Raw genomic sequence first — 19006 nt, forward strand, 5'->3', positions numbered from 1 at the left:
CCCGGCCTGCTACGAGCGGTATCGGATCAGGACGCGATCGCCCGGTTGTCGACCAGCTTCTTGAAATCGGAACCCGCGTCGATCAATCCCCATTTGAGCAGCCAGCGGTAGGTCTGGTCGAACTGCTCGGGTGCGTACGGCTGGGGATCGGCGAAGCGCAGCCGCCACGGGCTGATATCCGATTCGTCCAGCGTGCCCAGTTCCTCAGGGATCTCCTCGGTGAAGTAGTGCAGGTACGGCGTGACATCGGCATTGATATCGGCGACGGCCCGGCGGACCGCGCGGTCGATCGCCGCGTAGACCTCGGGTTCGACCTTCTCGTCGGCGATTTCGGCGCCGGTGTAGAACGCCTCGGCGATCAGCCGGTACCCCTGCTTCAGCGCCAGGCTGATGTACGGCTCCATCAGGGCGACGGCGTCGACGGTGCCGTCACGCAGGGCCTTGAACCGGTCTGCCGGACCTCCCACGTGCACGACCTTCAGCTCCTCGGGTTCGATGAACCCCTCGAGCGTCTGGATCGCGAGGTAGTGGGAGCCGTGGTGGAAGTTCACCGCGACCTGCTTGTTGCGCAGGCTCTGCGGGTGGAACACCTCGGAATCGGGGCGCACGAAGATCGCCTGGCTGGCGATCGCCGCGCGCTGGGTGACGATCCGGCCGCCGCGGCCCGAATCCTGGGCCCGCCGGACCTGCCCCCATTCGCAGGCGCGATACAGCGAGACCTCGCCGTCCTCGAAACCTTGCGAGAGCCCGCCGAACGAGCTCACCAGATGGTGGTCCTCGATGGGCTTCACGCTGACGTTGTAGGCACCGGGCGCGACGAGCTCGAGGTCAACGCCCTCGTCGAGAAAGTAGCCCTTCTCGAGGCCGACCAGGTACGGGAGGGTGAAGATCGCCCCGGTCCGGACGCTGGTGATCTTGGGCAGCGGGGCCGTGGTGTCGTTGGTGGTCATCGGTTTGTTCCTTTCGTGGGGTGTGGCCGAGCTGCGCTGCGGCCGGGTCCGGATGGTGTGCCGGGAAACAACGATTCGCGGCGACGAGGGCGAGCACGGCCACGAGGGCGGTGGCCGCGTAGGCGATACGCATTCCGCCGGTGAAATCGGGCGCGGAGACGGGTTGCGGACCGGCGAGAAATCCCGCGAGGGATACGGTCACCGCGCCCAGGGTTGCCGTGCCCAGATTCATTCCGACCTGCCGGGAGGTACTGGTGATCGCGCTCGCCGAACCGGCCCGTTCGGGCGGCAGCGCGGCCACGGCCGAGGAGGTCGCGGGTGGGTTCGCCATACCCATCCCGATGCCGAGGAGGGTGAAGGCGGCCAGCACCCAGCCGATCGGCGCGGTCGTCGTAGCCTCCAGCGCAAGCGCTGTCATGGCGGCGATCAGGAAGAGGTAGGCGACGAGGATCGGTTTTCGCGGTCCGTACCGGCCCAGCATCCGCCCGGACACCTTCGCGGCGACGAGGGTGCCGGCCGTGAGCGGCAGCGCCATCAGCCCCGCTTCCCATGGGTCGTATCCGCGCACCTGCTGGAGATAGAGGGTGTTGACGAAATTCATTCCGGTGAGGCAGAAGTAGGAGAACCCGGCCGTCATCACGGCACCGCGAAGTTGCGGCAGGCGGAAAATCGCCGGATCGAGGACGGGATCGACGGCCCGGCCCTCGACCCGCACGACGAGTGCCATCGACACCGCGGTCGCCAGCAGCGCCAGGAGCGTCGAGGCCGACAACCAGCCGTCGCGGGCGCCACCGGACAGGGCGAAGGTCACGCAGAACAGCGTGGCGGCAATGGATACATGCCCCGCGAGATCGATTCGCCGCCGCAGCCGTGGCACCGGCGACTCCGGAACCCATCGCAGCGCGAGCACGACGAGCGCCGCGAACGGCAGGCACAGCAGGAAGACACTGCGCCACCCGACGGTCGCGACGAGCACCCCGCCGATCACCGGCCCGAGCGCCGTCGAAACACCGGCGGTCGCACTCCACGAACCCAGCGCCCGGCTCCGCGCGACCGGATCCTGGAAAGCCCCGGTGAGCAGGGAGATCGAGGCGGGAGTCATCAACGAGCCACCGACCCCCTGCAGTACCCGCCAGACGATCAGTTCGCCGAAGCCGGACGAGAGGAAGCACAGCAGGGAAGCCGTACCGAACAGGACGACACCGATCCGGAAGATCCGCCGCGGACCGTAGCGGTCGGCCAGCGAGCCCGCGAGGAACAGGGTGCTGCCGCGGGCCAGCGCGTTGGCCACGACGACCCACTGCAACCCCGCCACCTCGAGCCCCAGATCCACCTGCAGCGCGGGCAGTGCGACCACCAGCGCCGAGGTGTCGAGCGAGGACAGGAACAGGCTGGAACAACAGGCCAGCAGGGCCGTGCGGGGATGCCGCACGGCCGGCGGAGCCGGCGGGCCGCTCAACTCAGGCTTTCGTACACCGGCCGCTGCGCGGTACGGGACAGCAGGCCGATATCGAGCGCCACCTGGATCTGCTTGTCCATATTGGTGAATACGCTCTGGTCCCAGGCAGACGGGTAGATACCGCGGAGCCGCTCGGGCAGCAGTTCGATCGCCGCCTCCTCGTCCGCGGGTATCCCGAACGCCTCGAAGTGCCGGCCCAGCAGTGCGGGGTCGGCGGTGATGAGGCTGTTGGCCTCGGTGCGCAACGCGACGAATCGTGCGGCGGTGTCACGATTGCGCTCCAGCCACGGCCGATTGAACGCGGCCCCGTTGAGGAACAGCGGGTTCGCGTCGCCGGTGCCTTTCTGCCACAGCTCCGATACCGTCGCGAGCTGGCGGTTGCCCTGTGCGACGAGCCGGGTGGCGTTGGGTTCGATGGCGATGATCGCGTCGAGATCGCCGCGCTCGTACAACGCCAGGTTCGCGATCGGCTGGCCGGGGAAGATCTGGAATTCGCGTTCGAAATCGATCCCGTTGACGGCCAAACCGAGCGCGACTGCTTTATAGGTATCGGAGCTCGCCGGTTGGACACCGATGCGCTTGCCGCGCAGATCCTCGACCGAGTCGATATCGCTGTCCGCGGGGACGAGCCAGCGGCCGTGGTTCCACAGCTGCGGTCCGGCGATCACCACGTCGTGGCCGGAAATATTGGCGTCGGTGGCGCCGAGCGGTCCGAACGCGAAGGTATCGAGTAGCCCGGTCAGCAGATTCTCCTGCCCGGTACCGACCCCGCCGCCGCCGCCGCGGATCAGATCCAGCCCGTGCTTGGTACCGAGGCCGAACTGTTCGGTGATCGGATCGATCACCGAACCCGCTGTCCCGGGTTGAACGGCACCGATTTTGATCGGCCGCAGTGGATTACCGTTCGCGTCGACAGCGTCCGTTTCCGCGTCACCGCAGCCGGCGAGCAGCGCACCGAGACCGAGACCGCCCAGCAGGGCGGCGCCGGCCCGGAGCGCCTGGCGCCGGGTGACGGCCGGCCCCAGCACGGATTCGCGCGTGAAGATTGTGCCGCGTGTTGTGGACACGGGGTACTCCGTTTCTGGATCGATCCGGGTCAGGAAATGTGGGCGATGATGTCGCGGTGCAGGTCGAACAGGCTGTGGTCCTCGGTGGACCGCGGACGCGGAACAGTCACGCGCACGTCCTGCACGATCCGGGCCGGCCGGTCGGCGAGGACCACGACCCGGTCGGCCAGGAAGGCCGCTTCGAGCGCGTTGTGGGTGACCAGGAGTCCGGTGACCGACCGTTCGACGAGCAGGGTTTGCAGCAGCAGCCGGAGCTTGCGACCGGTGAGCTCGTCCAGCGCGCTGAACGGTTCGTCGAACAGGACGACGTCCGGATTCACCGCGAAAGCCCGGGCCACCGCCGCCCGCTGACGCTGCCCGCCCGACAGCACCGAGGGGTACGCGTCGGCGTACTCGCTCAGGCCGACCGCCGCGAGGAGTTCGGGAACCGCCGACAGGCTCTGCCCCGCCGATTGCGCCGCGATCTCGATATTCTTCGCGACACTGAGCCAGTCCAGCAGCCGTGGTTGCTGGAAGACCATTCCCACTCGTATCGGCGCGGCGTTGGCGCCCACCTCGATGGCGCCGGCGTCCGGTGTCTCGAGCCCCGCCACCAGATGCAGCAGGGTGGTCTTCCCGGTGCCCGACGCTCCCACCAAGGCCACCAGCTCACCCGCGGCGACCGCGAGCGAAAAATCCTCGAAGACCGTCTGAACGGTGCCGTCCCGCTTGCCGACGAAGGATTTGCGGATATTGCGCAGCGCGATACCGGCGCTCATACCGAGGACTCCTTACGCCAGCGCGCGGCTCGCCGTTCCAGTGTTTGCAGGATTCCGTATTCGATCGCCGTCATGACCAGCGCGAAGGCAACCGTCCAGGCGAGGACGCCCGCCACGTTGTGATTGGAGAATTCGAGGTTGAGTTGATATCCCACACCGCTCGCCAGCCCGAATATCTCCACCAGGACGATCACCTTCCACGACATGGCGATGCCCAGCCGCGCGCCCGTGAACAGCGAGGGAGCCAGTGCGGGCAGCCAGATTCGCCGCAGCCGGGTCCACCCGGAGAACCGGTACACATGGGCCATCTCGTGCAACTGCGGGTCGACCTCACGCACGCCCTGGGTGATGTTGACGATGAGGGCGGGCGCGGCCGCCAGCGCGACGGCCAGGATCGGGTTGACGACGCTGATGCCGAACCAGATGACGCAGAGCAGGGCCTTCACCAAGCCCGGCGTCACCAGGCCCAGCAGCACCGCCGGCTCGAAGAACCGTTGGACATATTTGTTGCGTCCCATGGCGATTCCGAGCACCACCGAGACCAGGAACGCCACCGCGAAGCCCAGCAGCACCCGGGTCAGAGTGACTTCCAGATTGGTCCACAGGGCACCGCTCTGTGCGAGAGTCACCAGTTCGTCGGCGATGGCGCCGAGCGAGGGCACCAGCGGGCTGTCCATCCGGGCGGCCATGACGTTCCAGCCCACGCCCAGCAGGATGATCAGTGCCAGTGGCGGCGCCACCACACCGAGGAGGGAGGTGACCCGCGAGGCCTTGGCCGGTCGGCGAATCGGTGGTGTCCGGCCCGTCCGTTCGGCTGCGGGCTCGGCGCTCAGCACGGTCATAGGGATCCGTTCGATCGGCCGGCGACGGGTGACGTCGCCGGCGGAGCAGAGGTGAATTGTCGGGACCGCTATCCCGCGGAGGTCAGGCGGCGGGTTCGCGGGGATGCGCGGGTGCCGGACAGATCCGGCACCGGATGCTCGAGGTCGTTACGACGAACGCGGGCCCGTCGCCGACACCAGGAGTTCGAGGCCGTCGCCGAGGGCGACGATGGCGGCGATCTGCTCGGGCGCGAGCCGCGAGATCCGGGCCAGAATGATTTCGGTGAGCTGCCGGCGGCTGCGCAGGAACAGTTCCCGGCCCGATTCGGTGACCTCGATCAGGTTGACGCGCGCGTCCGCATCCGAGGTGCTGCGGACGACATCGCCGGATTCCTCGAGCTTGCGCACCGTTCGCGAAACACTCGCCGGGTCCACACCCTCGTGCGCGGCCAGCTCGGACATCGACAGCGGCCCGAATTTGACGATCGCCGCGAGCGCGCTGCGCGCCGACTGGTTGATCCCCGCGCGATCCATCATCCGGAACTGCCGGGCCGCCTGAATCAGCGCGACCTGCACCCGTTCCACCTCGGCCACCAACTCTGCGCTGGTTGTCGGCGAGTCGGACAGAGTCATCGGCAATTCCTTCGTCAAGACGCGTCCCGGGTGAGGTGACCTGACACATTGTCGTCATCGTGCCGGTTCCCTTCGCTCGCAGGTGCCGGTCACTCGATCCCACCGGCGAGCAAAGGTTAACAACGGTCAAGCAATCGGCCGGGCTTCCGCGGTGGCCCCTGGTCGGCGTTGCCTACTCGAACGCCGCGCCGAGCCGGGACGTTCACGCAGCTCGAGAGCTTTTCCCGGGGCACTCCAGCCCTCGGCCGGGCATTGGGATCTCGGCGATCCGAATGTTCGCCTCGGCCGCGAACGGCCTCCGCCACCGACTCGGCAACAGGGTCGGACGCAACGGACTCACCCGCCACGGGTGATATCGCGGCCGCCCCGGAAATCGTAGACTCGGAAGTTCGGAAAACAGCCGGGTGAACGTGCGCATCAGATCTGCTCGACCTCGAATCAATCCACGCCGTGGATTGCCGCAGCCGAAGGATGGCCACCCATGTTGGACACGTTTTGGGAATTGCTCTGGTACACGCTGCTCGTCTTCGCGTTCGTCGCCTATCTGATCATCCTGTTCCATGTCGTGGTGGATCTCTTCCGCGATCGCTCGATGTCCGGAATAGCGAAAACGCTGTGGATCATCTTCTTGGTGGTGGTCCCCTACCTCGCGGCGTTCGTCTACCTCATCGCCCGCGGCCGCGGTATGGCGGAACGGCAGATCGAAGCGCACAACGCCGCCAAACAGGCGACCGACGAATACATACAAAAGGTGGCCGGAAAATCCGCTGCCGACCAGATCGCCGACGCGAAATCACTGCTCGACGCGGGGACGATCAGCCAGGCCGAATTCGACATCCTGAAATCCAAGGCACTCAGCTGACGAAAAGCCCTATCCGGCCACACCGCCCGCTGGGCCAGGAGGTTTCGTGCCGAAACTGGAGCTGAAAAGGGAATCCGAACTCTCCCGCAACGAAGTATCGGAACGGCTCATCGCACTCGGACACGCCCTCGCAAACGGTTCCGAGACCGAGCTCGGCTCGGCGGGCGATTCGCTCACGATCCTCGTCGCCGACCGGGTCCGGTGGAAGCTGGAGATCGAGGTCGACGGCGACGAGGTCGAGGTGGAGATCGAGATCGGCTGGCGCGATACCACCGAGCCGGCGGCGCAAACGCCCGCGGCAAGGAATCCGACCGGGGCACGTGGGCGCGCGCGCCCACGCAAGAACTCCTCGAAATAATAGCCGCCCGGCGGCCGCATTTCCCCGGTCCGGGGTGCGGCCGCTGCGGCCCCGGCAGCGCCTCGACGGCACTCGCTCGACAAAATACGTGCGAGTAGCTCCCGCACGCTGTGCACATATGCGCAGTGCCGGGGCACACTACCCGTAAACGTATCCGCAATCCCCCGCCCGTCCGGGCTCGTGCTTGCGCAGGAAGGAGTCGGCGAGTGTTCAACCGCATCGCCATCGTGAACCGTGGGGAGTCCGCCATGCGGCTCATCCACGCTGTCCGGGATCTGTCCGCGGAAACCGGGCAACAGATAGAAACTGTCGCCCTGTACACCGATGTGGACCGGACCGCGACGTTCGTACGGGAAGCCGATGTGGCCTACGACCTCGGCCCGGCGTCCGCGCGCCCGTATCTGGACCTGAAGGTCCTGCGCAGCGCCCTGCTGGCGACGAAGGCGGATGCCGCCTGGGTCGGGTGGGGATTCGTCGCCGAGGATCCGGCATTCGCGGAACTCTGCGAGGAGATCGGCGTGACCTTCGTGGGTCCCGATCCGGAGGCCATGCGCAAACTCGGCGACAAGATCGGCGCGAAACTGATCGCCGAGGAAGTCGGGGTTCCGGTCGCGCCGTGGAGCCGCGGCGCGGTCGAGACCCTCGACGATGCCCTGACCGCCGCGAGTCAGATCGGCTACCCGCTGATGCTGAAGGCGACCGCCGGTGGCGGCGGCCGCGGTATCCGGGTCATCACGAACGAGACCGAACTCGCCGATGCCTACGAACGCACCCGGCAGGAGGCCGTGCGCGCGTTCGGCAGCGGCGTGGTGTTCCTGGAACGGCTGGTCACCGGCGCCCGGCATGTCGAGGTGCAGGTGATCGCGGACGGCCAGGGCACCGCGTGGGCGCTCGGCGTGCGTGACTGCTCGGTGCAGCGGCGCAACCAGAAGATCATCGAGGAATCGGCCTCGCCGGTGCTGAGCGCCGAGCAGGCGGCCGAGCTGAAGGCTTCCGCGGAGCGGCTGGCGATCGCGGTGGACTATCGCGGCGCGGCGACCGTGGAATTCCTGTACCACCCGGGTGAGCAGCTGTTCGCGTTCCTCGAGGTCAACACCCGCCTGCAGGTGGAGCACCCGATTACCGAATACACCACCGGCTTCGATCTCGTCCGGGCACAGCTGCTGGTCGCCTCCGGCGGCCGGCTCGAGGGTGAGCCGCCGACCGAGCGCGGTCACGCCATCGAGGCCCGGCTCAATGCCGAGGATCCCGACCGCGACTTCGCGCCCGCACCGGGCCGGATCGCGCACCTGGACCTGCCCGCCGGGCCGGGTATCCGGGTCGATACCGGGGTCAGCGAGGGCGACACCATCCCGGCCGATTTCGACTCCATGATCGCCAAGATCATCGCCTACGGCCGTAACCGGGACGAGGCGCTGGGCCGGCTGCGCCGCGCGGTCGCGCAGACCCGGGTGATCATCGAGGGCGGCGCCACCAACAAGAGCTTCGTCCTCGACCTGCTGGATCAGCCCGAGGTGATCGACGCCAGCGCCGACACCGGCTGGATCGACCGGGTGCGCGCGGAGGGCCGGCTGGTTTCGCACCGCCACTCCACCGTCGCGCTGGCCACCGCCGCCATCGACGCCTACGAGGAAGAGGAGCGGGTCGAACAGCACCGGCTGCTCTCCACGGCCGCCGGCGGCCGCCCTCAGGTGCAGCACGACAGCGGCCGGCCGCTGGACCTGAAGTTGCGCGGCGCGAGCTACCGGGTGCGGGTCGCCCGGATCGGTGCGCACCGGTTCCGGGTCGGGATCGAGGCGGGCGGCGATACCCGCACCGCCGATGTCGACCTCGAACGTTTCGATCAGCACACCGGGCAGGTCGTGGTGAACGGCGTGCGATACCGCCTGATCACCGGCACGCACGGCCCGGTCCACCTGGTCGATGTCGACGGTGTGACCCACCGGATCAGCCGGGACGAGGGCGGCGTCGTCCGTTCCCCGGCACCCGCGCTGGTGGTCGCGACCCCGCTGGAGGTCGGCGACGAGGTCGAGGCGGGCGCCCCAGTCCTGGTGCTGGAGAGCATGAAGATGGAAACGGTGCTGCGCGCACCGTTCCGCGGCCGGGTGAAGGAATGCGCTGTTTCCGTCGGCACCCAGGTGGAGACCGGTGCGCCGCTGCTGCGCCTGGAACCGCTCGCCGAGGACGACGGCGCCGCCGACACCGCGGCCACCGCCGCGGTGGTGCTGGATCTGCCCGATGCGCCCGCCGAGGTGCGGCCGCACGAGCGGATGACCCGCGGCCTGCAGGATCTGCGCAGCCTGCTGCTGGGCTTCGATGTCGACCCGCACGACGATCGCCGGGTCCTCGAGGAGTACCTCACCGCGCGCCGCGCGGCGGTCGCGGACAATCACCGGCCGCTGGCCGAGGAACTCGACCTCATGCAGGTGTTCGCCGATCTGGCCGAACTCAGCCACAACCGCCCGTCCGACGACGACGGCGGCGGCCGCGGCCACGTGCACAGCGCCCGCGAGTACTTCCACACCTACCTGCAGAGTCTCGATGTCGAGCGGGCCGGGCTGCCGGAGTCGTATCGGGCGAAGCTTTCCGCGGCGCTCGGGCACTACGGCGTCACCGAGCTGGAACGCACCCCGGATCTCGAGTCCGCGGTGTTCCGGATCTTCCTGGCCCAGCAGCGCCCCGCCGACACCGTCGAGGTGATCTCGACCCTGCTGCGGGAATGGCTGAACGAGCCGATGCCCGACCGGGTGCTGCGCGAGCCCGTCGGCCTGGCGCTGGAACGCCTGGTGGCGGCGACCCAGGTGCGTTTCCCGGTGATCGCCGACCTCACCCGCGGTCTGGTCTTCGCCTGGTACGGCCAGCCGGTGCTGCGCCGCAACCGCGCCCGCGTCTACACCGACACCCGCAAGAACCTCGCCTACCTCGACGCCAACCCGGACGCGCCCGACCGCGGCGAACGGATCGCCGCGATGGTCAGCGCCACCGAACCGCTGGTGCGGCTGCTGGGCCAGCGGCTGTCCCGTGGTTCCGCCGACAACACGGCGATGCTGGAAGTCCTGACCCGCCGCTACTACGGCAACAAGGACCTCACCGGCGTCCGCACCCGGCAGGCCGGCGACTGCACCTACGTCGTCGCCGAACGCAAGGGCGTGAACCTGGTGTCGGCCGCGGTGGGCTTCGATTCGCTCGCCGACACCGTGCGCGGACTGTCCGAACTGGCGACCGGTACCGCCTCCATCGAGGCCGATATCTACCTGTCCTGGGAGAACCAGCCCGAGGATTTCGACGCCATGGCCGCGGCGCTGCACGAGGTGCTCAACGCGCAGCCGGTGCCCAATCTGGTGCACCGGATCACCGCCACCGTGGCGGGCAGCGACAACGCGGTGATGCACTACCACTTCACGTTCCGCCCGTCGGCCACCGGACTGGACGAGGAACGCCTCATCCGCGGCCTGCACCCGTATATCGCGCAGCGGATGCAGATGAAACGGCTGCACAAGTTCGACCTCACCCAGCTGCCGTCCTCGGACAACGAGGAGGTGTATCTGTTCCGGTGTGTCGCCAAGGAGAACCCGGCCGATGAACGTCTCGTCGCGTTCGCGCAGGTCCGCGACCTGACCGCCTTGCGCGATCACGATGGCCGGCTGGTCACCCTGCCGACCGCCGAGAGCACCATCGCCACCTGCCTCGATTCCATCCGGCGGGCACAGGCCCGGCGGCCGGCGGCAAAACGGCTGCAGACCAACCGCATCGTGATGTACATCTGGCCGCCGATCGATATCACCCGCGGCGAGCTGGAGAAGATCGTCGACCGGGTGCGGCCGACCACGGTCGGCGCCGGGCTGGAGGAGATCCTGCTCATCGCCCGCCAGCCCGATCCGGAAACCGGTGAACTGGTCAAACTCGCGCTGCGGATCACCTTCGACGCGATCGGCGGCACCAAGGTCGTCGTCGGCGAGCGCTCCGACGAACCGGTGGAGCCGCTGGACGAATACCGGCAGAAGGTGCTGCGGGCCGCCGGTCGAAATGCCGTCTACCCGTACGAATTGACCGAACTTCTCGGCGAATTCACCGAATACGATCTCGACGCCGACCACGCGCTGGTGCCGGTGGACCGGCCGAAGGGCCGCAATACCGCGGCGATCGTCGCCGGTGTGGTCACCACGCCGACCGACCGGTATCCCGAGGGCATCACCCGCGTGGTGCTGCTCGGCGATCCCACCAAATCGCTGGGCGCGCTGTCGGAACCGGAATGCCGCCGGATCATCGCCGCGCTCGACCTGGCCGACAGCATGCAGGTCCCGCTGGAGTGGTACGCCTTGTCCTCCGGTGCCCGGATCTCGATGACCTCCGGCACCGAGAACATGGACTGGGTGGCAGCGGCGCTCAAACGCATCGTCGAATTCACCCAGGCCGGCCGGGAGATCAATATCGTGGTCGCCGGTATCAACGTCGGCGCCCAGCCGTACTGGAACGCCGAAGCCACCATGCTGATGCACACCAAGGGCATCCTGGTGATGACCCCGGATTCGGCGATGGTGCTCACCGGTAAGCAGTCGCTGGACTTCTCCGGTGGCGTCTCCGCCGAGGACAACTTCGGTATCGGCGGCTACGACCGCGTGATGGGCCCGAACGGCCAGGCGCAGTACTGGGCGCCGAACCTCACCGCCGCCCGCGGGGTGCTGATGTCGCACTACGATCACACCTACATCGCCCCCGGCGAGCAGGCCCCGCGGCGGGCGGCCACCACCGACCCGGCCGACCGCGATATCTCGGATTTCCCGCACGTCCTGGCGGACAGCGGTTTCACCACCGTCGGCGAGATCTTCTCCCCCACCGCCAACCCGGACCGCAAGAAGCCGTTCGATATCCGCACCGTCATGCGGGCCCTGTCCGACCAGGACCATCCCGTGCTCGAACGCTGGGCCGGGATGGCCGACGCCGAAACCGCGGTCGTCCAGGACGTGCATCTGGGCGGTATCCCGGTATGCCTGCTGGGTATCGAATCGCAGAACATCCCGCGGCGCGGTTTCCCGGCGACCGACGGCCCCGACACCTACACCGCGGGCACCCTGTTCCCGCAGTCGTCGAAGAAGGCCGCCCGCGCGATCAACGCGGCCAGCGGTAACCGCCCGCTGGTGGTGCTGGCGAACCTGTCCGGTTTCGACGGTTCCCCGGAATCGATGCGCAAACTGCAACTCGAGTACGGCGCCGAAATCGGCCGCGCCATCGTCAATTTCGACGGCCCGATCGTGTTCTGCGTGATCTCCCGCTACCACGGTGGCGCGTTCGTGGTGTTCTCGAAGGCCCTGAACCCGAATATGACGGTCCTGGCCATCGAAGGCTCCTTCGCCTCGGTTCTCGGCGGCGCCCCCGCCGCGGCCGTGGTGTTCGCCGGCGAGGTCGGCAAACGCACCGCCACCGACACCCGGGTCCGGGACCTGGAGAAGCGCGCCGCGAACGCCTCCGGCACCGAACGCGCCGCCCTCACCGCGGAACTCGACGAACTCCGCTCCTCGGTCCGCGCCGAGAAACTGGGTGAGGTCGCCGCGGAATTCGACGCCGTGCACAGCATCCAGCGCGCCGTCGAGGTCGGTTCGGTGGACGCCATCATCCGCGCCGCCGAACTCCGCCCCCGCATCATCGAAGCCATCGAGGCCCGGCTCCGGTGATCTGACCGCAGCGGTCCACCACTGAAATCACTCCGATGCCCCCGCCGACCCGAGTCGGCGGGGGCATCGGAGGTTCTCGAGGCCGAACACACCCGGCAGGCCCTCGGCGACTCGAGTCGGCGAGGACATCCCTCCCCCGAGGTGCGGACGCCACACACCCACGCTGAGCACCACCGGATGCCGAGGCCCGGTTCAGGCCCACCCGCCCGGCAGCCCGATTATCGAGGCGGCAGAATCCCCTGGCCGTTCATCACCAGGCCGCCGTTGACGATGGCACCGATGAGGCAGCCGGGCAGGGCGCCCAGGACCAGGAAGATGAGCCCGACCAGGGCACCGATCCCACATCCGACGGCCGCGCCCAAGACGATCGTGTCGTTACCGGCGATATCCTTCAGCGGCGCGGGCGCCGGCGCACCGTTCGCGGCAGCTGCGGGACGGTCGATGGTCAGGGAGGTTCCGGCCGCGTCCACTCGCGCATCGAGACGGACCTGCTGACCCGCGACCTGGTACACCAGCGGTACCTGTTCCAACACTTCGCCGTCGGCTGCGACGACCTCGACCGAGTCCGCAGTAACCTCGAAATTGCCCGATGCCAGAGTGGTGGTTGCGCTGGAGCGGTCGGGCGACCACGCCATCGAGTACCCCACATGCCCCTCCACTTTCCCGGCTACCGGATGCGCCATATTCGCCTCACCGTGTGCCGTACCGGCCATGACGCCGACGGCCGCGGTGGAAAGCAACGCCGTTGCGGCGATTTTGGCGAATTTCATTGTGTTTGCCCTATCTGTGTTCGAAGTGCCGATCGATCGTGTGGATGATCGCATGCCCGGAAGGATCCATTACCGAAATAGCCTTCGCCGCTTGATGATTTGCGCATACGAGACAGTCACGCACATACCGGAACAGACCTGCAGTCCATATCCTTCTCGAACTCACCCCCGACAACGTTGCCGTTCTGACTTTTCGGGTCTGGGAACACAGCCCCAGCGACGCGAGCCCGCCCGTGTTTACGCAGCTGCGACGCCGACTGCCCGACGGAAAGCGCGAGGACAGGCGCCGACCGCCGCACATCAGTGAGGGGATTGTTGTGTCGGAGTCACGTTCCCGTCGGGACCGAGCCCAGCGGAATGACATGCGGACGATCGAGGGTGGGTTCGGTGATCACCTCGGCGGTGAGCCCGAATACGTCGTGCAGCACCTCCGGGCGCACAACATGTTCGGGCGGTCCCTGGGTCACGATGGCGCCGGACTTCATCGCCACGAGGTGATCGCTGTAGCGGGCGGCCAGCGAGATGTCGTGGAGAACCATGACGACGGTCCGATCGTGTTCGCGGTTCATGCGCACGATCAGTTCCAGCAGTTCCACCTGGTGCGCCAGGTCCAGGTAGGTCGTCGGCTCGTCGAGGAGCATGATGCCGGTTTCCTGGGCGAGGGTCATGGATATCCAGGCGCGCTGGCGTTGCCCGCCGGAAAGTTCTTCGAGTCTGGTACCGGCCAGGTCGAGGATGCCGGTGCTGGTCAGGGCGTGCCAGAGCGTCTTCTCGTCGAGGACCGAGAACTGTTCGTACCACCGTTGCCGAGGGTTCCGGCCGCGGGAAACGAGGTCGGCGACGGTGAGACCGGGTGGGGCGGCGGGTGATTGGGGCAGGATACTGATGCGGCGGGCGACCTGGCGGGTGGGTTGGCTGTCGATGGGCGAGCCGTCGAGCAGGACCCGGCCGGAGCGCGGCGCGATGAGCCGGCCGAGGCCGCGCAACAAGGTCGATTTTCCGCAGCCGTTGGGACCGATGATCGAGGTCACCGATCCCGTCGGGACGTCGAAGGTCATATCGGTGACCACGTCGGCACCGCCGTAACCGAGGGTCAGGTTCTCCGTGCGTAGTACGGATTCCGTGGCCGGGCCGCTCACGTAAGCCTCCTCTGGTTCCGCAGGACGAGAAAAATGAGATACGGCCCGCCCAGCACCGCGGTGGCCACCCCCACCGGCAGCGATACCGCCAGCGCGTTCGCGGCGACGGTATCGGCGACCAGCACGAACACCATGCCCACCAGACCGGACAGGAAAAGCGGCGGGACGGCCGCCCCGGTGAGCAGACGCGCGATCTGCGGGCTCGCCAGAGCGACGAATACGAGCGGGCCGGCGACGACGACACCGGTGGAAGCCAGCAGCGTCGCGAGTATCAGCGCGTACAGCCGGAGGCCGCCGATCCGCACGCCGAGTCCGATCGCCACATCGTCGTCCATGGTGAGCAGTACCAGCCGCTGCCCCAGCAGCAACGCACCCGCCAGCAGGGCGAGGGCCAGCAGGCCCATCGGCCGCACCAGCAGCCAGTCTCTACCGTTGAGGGAACCGGACATCCAGGTCAGTGCCTGGGCCGCGTTGGTGACATCGCCGAGCGTCAGCAGCCAGGTCGTCAGGCTCACGGCCAGCCCGTTGACGCCGAGACCGACGAGCACCAGGCGATAGCTGTCGAGCGTCCCGGACCAGGCGAACAGGTACACCATGACCCCGGCCAGGACGCCGCCGGTGAACGCGGCGACCGGCAATCCGGCCGCCGCGGCGATTCCGCTCAAACCTGCCGCCCCACCACCGGCCAGCACCAGCACGGAGACGGCGCCGAGCGACGCACCGGCCGTGACGCCGAGGATGTCGGGGCTGGCGAGCGGGTTGCGTGCGACGGTCTGGGTTATCGCTCCCGCCATGGCCAGGCAACCGCCCGCGATGATCGCGCCGACGGTGCGGGGCGCCCGGAACTCGGTGACGGCGAGATGAACCCGGGTGTTCGAATCGTCGCCGAGCAGCGCCCGGACCACCTCGTCGAGCGGTAACGCGGACCCGCCGTTGGCCACATGGACCGCCGCGGCCGCCAGGACGAGCAGTAACAGCGATACACCCACCGACAGCGCGCGCGGTGCGATGCGCACGGATACCGGCCCGCAACGCACAACACGCGTGGGAGCGAGCAGGTTCCCGGCCGCGGCGCTCATATCGTCACCAAACGGCGGCGCCGGGCGAGGAGCACGAAGAACGGCGCCCCGATCACCGCGAGCACGACCCCGACCGACAGTTCGCCCGGCCGCGCGATGACCCGGCCCGCGGTATCGGCCGAGAGCACCAGAACGATCCCGAACGCGGCCGCCGCGGGTACCGAACGACGGTAGTCGGCGCCGACGAGCGCCCTGGCGATATGCGGCACCAGCAGTCCGGCGAAGGCGATCGGCCCGGCCATGGTGACCGCCGCCCCGGCGAGCAGGGTGATCGCGGCGATACCGGTACACCGGGCGAGCGGTACCGAGGTCCCGAGCGACCGGGCCGTATCCTCGCCGAGCGCCAGCGTATTGAGCGCACCGATGTTCAGCACGGCCAGCAGCAGTCCGGCGGCGACGAACGGCCACATCGCCTCGATCGTGTGCGGGCGCGCCGCCAGCGAACCGACCTGCCAGAAACGCAGGGTGTCCAGGGACGCACTGTCCAGCAGAGCGAGACCGGTGACCAGGCCGCCGCAGAGCGCGGCGACGGCCGCACCGGACAACACCAGGGTGACCGGTGTCGCCCCGTGCCGGGCGGCGGTGCCGACCGCGAAGACCATCACGCTGGCCGCCAGGGCGCCGGCGAAGGCCAGGCCGGCCTCGGCGTGCACGGGAAGACTGCCGAACAGGAAGGTCGCGGCGACGATCGCGAGTGCCGCGCCTTGGTTGATGCCGAGCAGGCCCGGTTCGGCGACAGCGTTGCGCGTATGCCCCTGGGTCAGGATCCCGGCGACACCCAGACATGCGCCGGCGGCGATACCGATGAGTGTGCGGGGCCAGCGGAGTTCGCGGATCGTCACGTCCATATCGGTCCCGGTGGGGGTGAAGATCGCATGCCATGCCTCGGCCACACTCGACGGACTGCTGCCGACGCAGACGCTCAACAGGATCGCCGCCAGTACGGCAGCGATCGGTACGGCGATCATGACCAGCGGTGAACGTGCGGAGCGGAGGCGGTTTCCCGGCGTGAGCGAAGCGATGTTCGAGGAGTCCGGCGGATCCGAGGTGGTGCCGTTCAGCACCGGTGCGCTCGCGGATGCGGTGTCGACATCTCGGTACTCCTTGCTAAGGTCGCCTCTACGTTGGGCAGCCTATCCTTATTCGGCTACTTCCTACAGCCCGGCCCGGATGAAAGGTCACCTCATGAGAGGAACGTCCACTCGATCCATCGCGCGGCGATCACTGATCTCTCTCATGGCGTGCGGCCTGGTATTCGCGGGCGGCTGCAGTGGCTCCGGCGGGACGGATCCGGGCGCACCGGCCGGGAGCGGCTCCCCGATTTCGGTCGAACACGCCATGGGCGTCACGACCATCGACAGCCCGCCGGAGCGGGTTGTCGCCCTGGACCCCAGCTATGCCGACGCCGCACTGCTGCTCGGCGCTCCCCTCGTCGGCTATGTCCAGTACCGGGCGGATCCGGATAATCCGTTCCCGGAGTACCTGGGCGATATCGGCGCGGCGGTCGCCGATTCCGTCAATGTCGGTACGACGGCCGAGCCGAACCTGGAGAAGATCCTCGAGCTCGAGCCCGATCTCATCGTTTCGGCCAAGGTGCGCCACGAGGCACTCTACGACCAGCTGACCAAGATCGCGCCCACCGTGTTCTCGGAGTCCACCGGCCCGACCTGGAAACAGAACATCGTCCTGCTCGGCGAGGCACTGGGCCGCAAGGACCGGGCCGAAGAGCTGATCACCTCCTACGAGGAGCGCGCGGCCGCGGTGGGTGAGCAGATCCGGGCCCGCAAGCCCGATATCACCTACTCGCTCGTCCGCTTCGCCGGTGAGGACACCGCCCGGCTGTACTCCAGCAACTCGTTCATCGGCGAGATCATGACGGATATGGGCATCCCTCGCCCGGCCGGCGCACCCGACACCACGGAAAAGATCTTCACCCCGCTGTCGATGGAACAGATCCTGAAGGCGGACGCGGGGATCGTCATGGTTTCCGCCTACACCCCGCCGGGCGACGAGGGCGACTCCAGCCGAGCCCAGCAGGCCTCCTTCGAAACCAACCCGCTGTGGCAGCGCCTGTCGGGCGATGTCCTGCATGTGGACGACGAACCGTTCGTTCTGTCGGTGAGCATTCAGGGCGCACATGCCTCGATCACCGCGCTGGCGGAGCATTTCGGCGTCGACCCGCGCAAGGACCTGATGCCGGAGTAGACACCGGTCTCCCGGTCAGAAGCGGTGTGCGGCAGGGCGGTCGGCAACTCTGCGGGCAGCGCGCAGTCGATCAGGTCGCCCGTTCGGTGTCAGCGGGCGACCTGGAATGCACGATCTGTTCTCGGAGGATGTCGGCGTGGCCGGCATGCCGCGCGAAGTCCTCGCTCAGGAGCAGATGAACGAACCGCAGGCTGACGTCACCGAGGTGCGGGTACGTCTTGATATCGTCCGGCTCGAAGTCGGCGGCGGCCATCCGGGAGGACGCACTGGCGCGCTCGAATTCGGCGATCACCTCGGCCGGAGTTTCGTCGTCGCCGACCACGAAACTGGGGCCGCCACCCTGTTGTGCCGCCGCCACATTCACTCTCCGGCACCCGCCGGCACATGCTGGAACCAGATCCGCTCGGCGACCGGCGTGTTTCACCAACGCGATCGGCGTGGTGAGCGACGCGACCGGACGGCGGCGGGCCGTAGAGGTCGGCTCGGTGGAAGCCATCATCCGCGCCGCCGAACTCCGCTCCCGCATCATCGCAGCCATCGAGGCCCGGCTGGGGTTATCCGCGGGCTGGTGCCCCCCGTCGCTCAACACACGGTGACGGGGTCCCTGAAGTCCAGTTGATGTCCTGGCCGGTCACGGACCGGCCAGGACATCACTTGTTTCAGGGACAAGTTCGGCCCCGGTCGGACATCGGCTGACACAAGCAGGCACGGCTATGGTAGTTGTGTGTCGCATCGCGCCGAGCCGCAAGACGAAGCAGCAGAGTGGCGTATCACCGTGTCACGCATCATGAATGCGACGCCGCGGCAGATCTGGGCGGCGTGGAAGGACGCTGCCTCGATCGCGCGGTGGTGGGGTCCCGACGGGTTCTCCAGCACGGTCAACGTGCTCGATCTCCGGCCGGGTGGACGTTTCGACGTGGTGATGCACGGGCCCGATGGAACGGATTATGCGAACCTCTACCTCGTCGATGAGGTGACCCCCGAGCGCCGGCTCAGGTACACCAACCAAGGTTCGGCCGAGTTCGGGCTCGCACCGTTCGTCTCGGTTGTGGATATCGAGCCGGTCACCACGGACGGTCCAAGCTCGCGCTCTCCGCGCACGCGGGTGACGCTGACCTCCGAGTTCGCCTCGGCCACCGACTATCGCAAGCATGTCGAAGACTTCCACGCGGTCGAGGGCGCCCACCAACTCCTCGAACGCCTCGAACAGACGGCCTCCCCGAGCTGACCCGT

Annotated in this window: 15 protein-coding genes; 5 read left to right on the plus strand and 10 right to left on the minus strand. The window is 68.0% G+C overall.

Annotated elements, in window-relative coordinates; translation table 11 throughout:
• Nucleotides 1–828: 828 nt before the first annotated feature.
• The 5 genes from ACQEVO_RS22875 to ACQEVO_RS22895 form a co-directional block, all read right to left on the minus strand.
• Entirely contained in the window at nt 829–2409 is a 1581-nt protein-coding gene (locus ACQEVO_RS22875) for an MFS transporter (protein ID WP_432916597.1), read from the minus strand.
• Nucleotides 2406–3476 (minus strand): ABC transporter substrate-binding protein, encoded by a 1071-nt coding sequence (locus ACQEVO_RS22880; protein WP_432916600.1) that lies wholly within the window; start codon nt 3474–3476, stop codon nt 2406–2408. The genes ACQEVO_RS22875 and ACQEVO_RS22880 overlap by 4 nt, the downstream gene beginning before the upstream one ends.
• A 29-nt stretch (nt 3477–3505) precedes the next feature.
• The gene (locus ACQEVO_RS22885; protein WP_432916602.1) at nt 3506–4234 is read right to left on the minus strand and encodes an ABC transporter ATP-binding protein; all 729 of its coding nucleotides are present in this window, start codon (nt 4232–4234) and stop codon (nt 3506–3508) included.
• Nucleotides 4231–5076 carry an ABC transporter permease gene (locus ACQEVO_RS22890; protein ID WP_432916605.1) on the minus strand — a complete coding sequence of 282 codons (846 nt, stop codon included), beginning with the start codon at nt 5074–5076 and terminating at the stop codon, nt 4231–4233. Before ACQEVO_RS22890 ends, ACQEVO_RS22885 begins: the two co-directional genes overlap by 4 nt.
• Nucleotides 5077–5223: 147 nt before the next feature.
• Nucleotides 5224–5688: a MarR family winged helix-turn-helix transcriptional regulator gene (locus tag ACQEVO_RS22895; protein WP_432916608.1), complete on the minus strand. Its 465-nt coding sequence runs from the start codon at nt 5686–5688 to the stop codon at nt 5224–5226.
• Nucleotides 5689–6169: 481 nt separating this feature from the next.
• Here ACQEVO_RS22895 and ACQEVO_RS22900 point away from each other — a divergent pair, with 481 nt between their 5' ends.
• From ACQEVO_RS22900 to ACQEVO_RS22910, 3 genes are all read left to right on the plus strand, one after another.
• Nucleotides 6170–6550, plus strand: a complete 381-nt coding sequence (locus ACQEVO_RS22900) for an SHOCT domain-containing protein (protein ID WP_432916611.1) — start codon at nt 6170–6172, stop codon at nt 6548–6550.
• 46 nt (nt 6551–6596) lie between these two features.
• On the plus strand, nt 6597–6908 hold the full coding sequence (locus tag ACQEVO_RS22905) for an amphi-Trp domain-containing protein (protein ID WP_432916614.1): 312 nt from the start codon (nt 6597–6599) through the stop codon (nt 6906–6908).
• A gap of 206 nt (nt 6909–7114) precedes the next feature.
• Complete coding sequence (locus ACQEVO_RS22910) at nt 7115–12580, plus strand: carboxyl transferase domain-containing protein (protein ID WP_432916617.1); 5466 nt, start codon at nt 7115–7117, stop codon at nt 12578–12580.
• A 218-nt stretch (nt 12581–12798) separates the two neighbouring features.
• Here ACQEVO_RS22910 and ACQEVO_RS22915 read toward each other — a convergent pair whose 3' ends face one another.
• From ACQEVO_RS22915 to ACQEVO_RS22930, 4 genes are all read right to left on the minus strand, one after another.
• The gene (locus ACQEVO_RS22915) at nt 12799–13350 is read right to left on the minus strand and encodes a hypothetical protein (protein ID WP_432916620.1); all 552 of its coding nucleotides are present in this window, start codon (nt 13348–13350) and stop codon (nt 12799–12801) included.
• Nucleotides 13351–13676: 326 nt separating this feature from the next.
• The gene (locus tag ACQEVO_RS22920) at nt 13677–14489 is read right to left on the minus strand and encodes an ABC transporter ATP-binding protein (RefSeq protein WP_432916622.1); all 813 of its coding nucleotides are present in this window, start codon (nt 14487–14489) and stop codon (nt 13677–13679) included.
• Entirely contained in the window at nt 14486–15568 is a 1083-nt protein-coding gene (locus tag ACQEVO_RS22925) for a FecCD family ABC transporter permease (RefSeq protein WP_432916625.1), read from the minus strand. Before ACQEVO_RS22925 ends, ACQEVO_RS22920 begins: the two co-directional genes overlap by 4 nt.
• Nucleotides 15565–16536: a FecCD family ABC transporter permease gene (locus tag ACQEVO_RS22930; RefSeq protein WP_432916627.1), complete on the minus strand. Its 972-nt coding sequence runs from the start codon at nt 16534–16536 to the stop codon at nt 15565–15567. The genes ACQEVO_RS22925 and ACQEVO_RS22930 overlap by 4 nt, the downstream gene beginning before the upstream one ends.
• A gap of 217 nt (nt 16537–16753) precedes the next feature.
• Between ACQEVO_RS22930 and ACQEVO_RS22935 the strand changes: the two genes are divergently transcribed.
• Nucleotides 16754–17773: an ABC transporter substrate-binding protein gene (locus tag ACQEVO_RS22935; protein WP_432916630.1), complete on the plus strand. Its 1020-nt coding sequence runs from the start codon at nt 16754–16756 to the stop codon at nt 17771–17773.
• A gap of 70 nt (nt 17774–17843) precedes the next feature.
• Here ACQEVO_RS22935 and ACQEVO_RS22940 read toward each other — a convergent pair whose 3' ends face one another.
• Nucleotides 17844–18299: a DUF664 domain-containing protein gene (locus ACQEVO_RS22940; protein WP_432916633.1), complete on the minus strand. Its 456-nt coding sequence runs from the start codon at nt 18297–18299 to the stop codon at nt 17844–17846.
• Nucleotides 18300–18497: 198 nt separating this feature from the next.
• Between ACQEVO_RS22940 and ACQEVO_RS22945 the strand changes: the two genes are divergently transcribed.
• On the plus strand, nt 18498–19001 hold the full coding sequence (locus tag ACQEVO_RS22945) for an SRPBCC domain-containing protein (protein ID WP_432916636.1): 504 nt from the start codon (nt 18498–18500) through the stop codon (nt 18999–19001).
• The last annotated feature ends 5 nt before the right edge of the window (nt 19002–19006 follow it).

The organism is Nocardia sp. CA-290969 (assembly GCF_050936135.1).
In the GTDB taxonomy this organism is placed as follows: Bacteria; Actinomycetota; Actinomycetes; order Mycobacteriales; family Mycobacteriaceae; genus Nocardia.

Coding starts and splice junctions, on each gene's coding strand:
- ACQEVO_RS22940 (WP_432916633.1), bottom strand. CDS start 18,299: ATGCGGGAGCGGAGTTCGGCGGCGCGGATGATGGCTTCCACCGAGCCG.
- ACQEVO_RS22885 (WP_432916602.1), bottom strand. CDS start 4,234: ATGAGCGCCGGTATCGCGCTGCGCAATATCCGCAAATCCTTCGTCGGC.
- ACQEVO_RS22895 (WP_432916608.1), bottom strand. CDS start 5,688: ATGACTCTGTCCGACTCGCCGACAACCAGCGCAGAGTTGGTGGCCGAG.
- ACQEVO_RS22890 (WP_432916605.1), bottom strand. CDS start 5,076: ATGACCGTGCTGAGCGCCGAGCCCGCAGCCGAACGGACGGGCCGGACA.
- ACQEVO_RS22900 (WP_432916611.1), top strand. CDS start 6,170: ATGTTGGACACGTTTTGGGAATTGCTCTGGTACACGCTGCTCGTCTTC.
- ACQEVO_RS22935 (WP_432916630.1), top strand. CDS start 16,754: ATGAGAGGAACGTCCACTCGATCCATCGCGCGGCGATCACTGATCTCT.
- ACQEVO_RS22930 (WP_432916627.1), bottom strand. CDS start 16,536: ATGATCGCCGTACCGATCGCTGCCGTACTGGCGGCGATCCTGTTGAGC.
- ACQEVO_RS22925 (WP_432916625.1), bottom strand. CDS start 15,568: ATGAGCGCCGCGGCCGGGAACCTGCTCGCTCCCACGCGTGTTGTGCGT.
- ACQEVO_RS22915 (WP_432916620.1), bottom strand. CDS start 13,350: ATGAAATTCGCCAAAATCGCCGCAACGGCGTTGCTTTCCACCGCGGCC.